Here is a 5394-nt window from a genome sequence, read left to right as displayed (position 1 = left end):
GCCCGGAGGAGCGGCTCGCCATGAACGGCATGGGCAGCTTCGACTGGGACCTCGACCAGGGGATCTTCGACCTCGACGAGGCGGGGCTGCGCGTGTTCGACCTGCGGCCCGAGGAGTTCAACCGCAGCCCCGACGCGCTGGTGCTGCGCGTCACCCACGAGGAGGGCGACCGGATCGACCGCGAGCTGCGCCGCGCCATACAGTCCGGCCGGCGCAACTACGGCGGCTACTTCCAGGTCACCCGCCGGGACGGCATCAAGCAGTGGACCCACACCCAGGGCACCATCCTGCGCGACGAGCAGGGCCACGCGCACCGCGTCGTCGGCATCGTCAGGGACGCCACCGGCGATCTCGCCCAGGCCCCGCCCGCCGCCGAGGCCCCCGCCGACGGCGGCGCCCCGCCGCGCCGCGACTTCTCGTCCATCGTCGGCCGCATCACCGAGTCGCTGTCGCACGCCGTCACCATCGACGACGTCACCGCCGTGCTGACCGGCACCGGAGGTGTCGAGCGGTTCGGCGCGGACGGACTCACGCTCTCGCTGGTCGAGGGCGGCAACATGAGGTTCGTGGCCACGGCCGGCGCACTCATGCGCGGTGTGCCGTCGTTCAAGCCGGTCCGGTTGGTCGAGTCGCTGCCGCTCGCCGACTCCGTGCTCACCCAGCAGCCCCAGTTCTTCGCCGACAACGACGAGCTCGAAGCGCGCTTCCCGCTGGCGCGCCCGTTCGTCGAGAAGATCGGGATGGACGCCTGCGCCTTCCTCCCGCTGATCGCCCAGGCCCACTCCATCGGAGGGCTCGCCCTCTTCTACCGCGGCCGCAACCGATTCAGCCGCGAGGACCGGGAGTTGTGCGCGGCGCTGGCCGGCATCCTCGCCCAGTCCCTCCAGCGCGCCATCCTCTTCGACCAGGAACGGGAGTTCGCCACCGGACTGCAGGCCACGATGCTGCCCCGGCACGTCCCGCGCTTCGACGGCGCCGAGATCGCGGTGCGCTACCACGCCGCCTCCAGCGGAAGGGAGGTCGGCGGCGACTGGTACGACGTCGTCGCGCTGCCGCAGAACCGGGTCGGCCTGGTGGTCGGCGACGTCCAGGGCCACGACACCCATGCCGCCGCTGTCATGGGCCAGTTGAGGATCGCCCTGCGCGCGTACGCCGCCGAGGGACATCCGCCGTCCACGGTGCTCGCCCGGGCCTCCCGCTTCCTCGCCGAACTCGACACCGAGCGCTTCGCCACCTGCACCTACGCCCAACTCGACCTCGTCACCGGCGCCTTGTGGACCGCGCGGGCCGGCCACCTCGGGCCGCTGATCCGGCACACCGACGGCCGTACCGGCTGGCCAGGCGTCCGCGGCGGCCTCCCGCTGGGCCTGGCCACCTCGCTCGACCTCCAGGAGTTCCCCGAGACCCGGCTCGACCTGGTGCCCGGCGAGACCCTGGTGTTCTGCACCGACGGCCTGGTCGAGGAGCGCGACGCCGACATCACCGTCGGCATGGAGGCGCTCGCCGAAGCCGTCCACCACGGCCCGCAGCACGCCGAGGAGTTGGCCGACCACCTCGCCGACAACCTCTGGCGGCGCTGGGGTTCCAACGACGACGTCGCGCTGCTCATCCTGCGCCGTTCCCCGGACCCCGGCACCACCCGCGCGCCCCGCATCCACCAGTACGTCCACCAGGCCGACCCCGAGGGCCTGGCCGACGCCCGGCTCGCCCTGCGACAGGCCCTCGCCGCCTGGGAGTTGGACGATCTCGCCGACGACATCGAACTCGCCGCCGGTGAACTCCTCGTCAACGTCCTGCTGCACACCGAGGGCGGCGCCGTCCTCACCCTCGAAGTGCTGCCCGAACCCGTCCGTCGGGTCCGGCTGTCCGTGCAGGACCGCTCCAGTGTCTGGCCGCGTCGCCGCACTCCCGGCGAGGCCGCCACCTCCGGCCGCGGCCTGCTGATGATCGACGTGCTCGCCGACAACTGGGGCGTCGAACCGCGCGGCGACGGCAAGGCGGTGTGGTGCGAGTTCGGCCCCGAGGGCGAAGAAGAACCCCAGGGCGACGAAGAACCCGAGGGCGGCAGGAGCGGCGGGAGCGGCGGCGGGGCCGACGGCCCCACCGCCTGACCCGGGATCAACTCACTTTCAGCGCCGTGTCGTCGATGACGAACGAGGTCTGGAGCTTCGACCCCTCCACGCCGGTGAACTTCACCGTCACCGTCTGGCCCGCGTACGCGCTCAGGTCGAAACTGCGTTGCGAGTAGCCGGCCGCCGCGTTCGTGTTGGAGTACGTCGCCAGCGTGGACAGCACCGTGCCCGAGGAGTTGAGCACCTGCGCGGTCAGCGTGTCGTACGCCGTCGAGCCGGTCTCCGCGGTGTCGATGTGCAGCCAGTAGCTCAACGAGGCCGCGCAGCCGGCCGGGATCGACACGCTCTGCGACAACGTGTCGGTGGTGGCGGTGCCGTAGCCGTCCAGCCACGCCTTGTACGAGCCGGTGTGCGCGGGCTCCGCGGTGGCGTTCGTGATCACCTTGCTGCTTCCCGTCCAGCCCGTGTCGCCCGACTCGAAACCGGGGTTGGCGAGCAGTTGCGCGGAGGTGCAGCTACCCGAACCGCCCGTGGTGGAGCCGGTGGTGGAGCCGGACGACGTGCCCGAGGACGTGCCGGACGACGTACCGGACGAGGTGCCGGAGCTGGTGCCTCCGGTGGTGGTGCCGCTGCCGTTGCCGGCCAGCCACGCGGTGGCGTTGAGCGCGAGGGCCGCGTTGGTGCCGCGCGTGTCGTTCCAGCCGTCGTACAGGGTGTTGCCGGACTGGCCGGTGCCGTCGTCGACCGGTGAGCTGTCACCCCAGATGGCCACCCGGCCGCTGCCGAAGGTGCTGGTGACGAAGAAGGCGCCGGTGTTGCCCGAGTAACCCGTGCGGTACAGCAGGCCCTTGACGGCCGGGTTGTCGGCCGGCTTGAGCGTGAAGGTGGTGCCGTCGGCGATGATGCTGCCGGTCACGGTGCCGAACGGGCCGTGCAGCACCGGGTCCGAACTGTCGCTGATCGCCTTGGGGGTGTCGGTGCTGATGTCGAGCAGGTCGACGGAGAAGCCGAACGGGTCGGAGTTGTCCACCCCGTTGTTGGTCAGCAGGTCGTTGATCACCTTCGGCGAGTCGTAGCCGTCGTTGTTGCGGTCGCTGTTGTTGTGGTCGGAGATCAGGAACAGGCCGCCGCCGTTCTTGACGAACGTCATCACCGCGGTCTTCTCGGCCGCGCTCAGCTGGGTGTTGGGCTCGTCGACCACGAACGTGTCGAAGTTGCTCAGGTCCTGCGGGTTGGAGGAGTCGCCGTAGGTGATGGTCTTGCCGGACGGCAGCGTCGCCAACTGGTAGCCGCCGGCCTTCTGCAGGGCCACGCCCCACGACGACAGCGCGCCGGTCCAGTCGGTCTCCTTGCTCGGTGTGGAGTTCTCGCCGAGCGGGTCGGGCTGGCTGGTGCTGATGATCCAGTCGGCGTTGCCGGCCGTCTCGGCCTTGGTGTTGTCGAACAGCACGCGGTGGGTGGCCGTGGCGGCCGGGGCGGCCCCGGTCCGCGGGTCGGCCGCGGCCTGAGCGCTGCCGCCGGACAGCCCCAGCCCGCCGAGCGCGGCCACCGCGCCCAGCGCGGCGATCGCGCCGACCAGCACGCGACTGCGGGGGACCAGGGGGACGCGCGGCAGCCGAGGCACTCGGCCGGTGTGGGCGGTACGTGACCTGCCGGATCTGCGGGACGAGCCGGTGGCGCCAGGGACTCGGGAAGCGGGCATCCGTCAACCTCCAGGTGGGGGCGGTGTATGGGGGAACCGTCATCGGAAGCGGGTGTGCGGTGCGGCACATGGTGTGACACATGATTCTCCGCGCGTAGAGCCCGAGAAGCATGTGCCTGGTGTGACGAATCGGTGAACGTCCCTCGAAGCACAGGAGTGCGTGGCCGTCCCAGCCGCCACCACGGTGGCCCCCGTGCTGTCGCGGACCGGGCCGCGCCGGGTGACGATGGCCCCGGGCCCGCGGGCGTACCGCGGCGGTCGCACGAGTACCGCCCCGTACGCCCGCCGCCCCCGTACGCCCGCCGTACGCGTACGCGTAACCGTCGGCGGGTTCCGGGTAGACGGTGCCCGCCCGGGTAGGGGGACGACAACGGCACAGCACCGCAGCGGGGGGCAGAGGAGGAGCAGCAGATGCCCATCGCCACCGTGGACCCCGCCACCGGCCGGACCCTCAAGACGTTCGAGCCGATGGACGCGGCAGCCGTCGAGGAGCGGATCGCCAGGGCGGAGAGCGCCTTCCGGGAGCATCGCGAGACCGACTTCGCCACCCGGGCCGCCCTGATGCGCGCCGCGGCCGACCTGCTGGACAGCGAACGCGACACCATCGCGCGGATCATGACCACGGAGATGGGCAAGACCCTTGTCGCCGCCCGCGCGGAGGCCGCCAAGTGCGCCAGGGCGATGCGCTGGTACGCCGACCGCGCCGAGGGGCTGCTGGCCGACGAGCACCCCGACCCGGCCGACGTGGCGGACAGCGGTGCCCACCGCGCCGTCGTCCGCTACCGCCCGCTCGGGGTCGTACTGGCCGTCATGCCGTGGAACTTCCCGCTGTGGCAGGTGGTCCGCTTCGCCGCGCCCGCGCTGATGGCGGGTAACACCGGCCTGCTCAAGCACGCTTCGAACGTTCCGCAGACCGCGCTCTACCTCGGCGATCTCTTCCACCGGGCCGGCTTCCCCGAGGGCTGCTTCCAGACGCTGCTGGTCGGGTCCGGCGCCGTCGAGGATGTCGTGCGCGACCCGCGGGTGGCCGCCGCCACCCTCACCGGCAGCGAGGGCGCGGGCCGGGCGGTGGCCGCGGCGGCCGGCGACGTGATCAAGCCGACCGTGCTCGAACTCGGCGGCAGCGACCCGTTCGTGGTGATGCCGTCGGCCGCGGCCGAACTCGACGACGCGGTCTCCACCGCCGTCACCGCCCGGGTGCAGAACAACGGTCAGTCCTGTATCGCCGCCAAGCGGTTCATCGTGCACGAGGACGTATACGACGCGTTCGCCGAGCGCTTCGTGCAGGCCATGGCGCGGCTGACCGTCGGCGACCCGGCGGCCGAGTCCACCGACGTCGGGCCGGTCGCCACCGAGCAGGGCCGCGCCGACCTGGAGGAACTGGTCCAGGACGCGCTGTCCCGGGGCGCCGAGGCGCTGTGCGGCGCCCGCCGCCCCGCGGCACTGCCCGACGGCTGGTACTACGAGCCCACGGTGCTGGCCGGCATCACGGACGCGATGCGCATCCACCGCGAGGAGGCGTTCGGCCCGGTCGCCACCCTGTACCGGGTGCCCGACCTCGAAGCGGCCGTCACGCTCGCCAACGACACGCCGTTCGGGCTCAGTTCCAACGTCTGGACC

General features: G+C 72.1%; 3 protein-coding genes. 2 read left to right on the top strand and 1 reads right to left on the bottom strand.

What is annotated here, in order from left to right:
* The coding region (locus AC13HU_RS31355) for a SpoIIE family protein phosphatase (RefSeq protein ID WP_483045360.1) at window positions 1-2111 on the top strand (2111 nt) is incomplete at its 5' end.
* A 7-nt stretch (window positions 2112-2118) separates the two neighbouring features.
* Here the strand turns inward: AC13HU_RS31355 and AC13HU_RS31350 are convergent.
* Entirely contained in the window at window positions 2119-3654 is a 1536-nt protein-coding gene (locus AC13HU_RS31350; RefSeq protein WP_483045361.1) for a hydrolase, read from the bottom strand.
* Between the two features lie 531 nt (window positions 3655-4185).
* On the opposite strand from AC13HU_RS31350, the gene AC13HU_RS31345 reads away from it, so the two are divergent.
* Window positions 4186-5394: aldehyde dehydrogenase family protein (locus AC13HU_RS31345; RefSeq protein ID WP_483045359.1), on the top strand; the 1209-nt coding region annotated here is incomplete at its 3' end.

The sequence above is a fragment of the Streptomyces sp. NH27 genome, from assembly GCF_056859195.1.
This window is presented reverse-complemented; position numbering and strand designations above follow the sequence as displayed.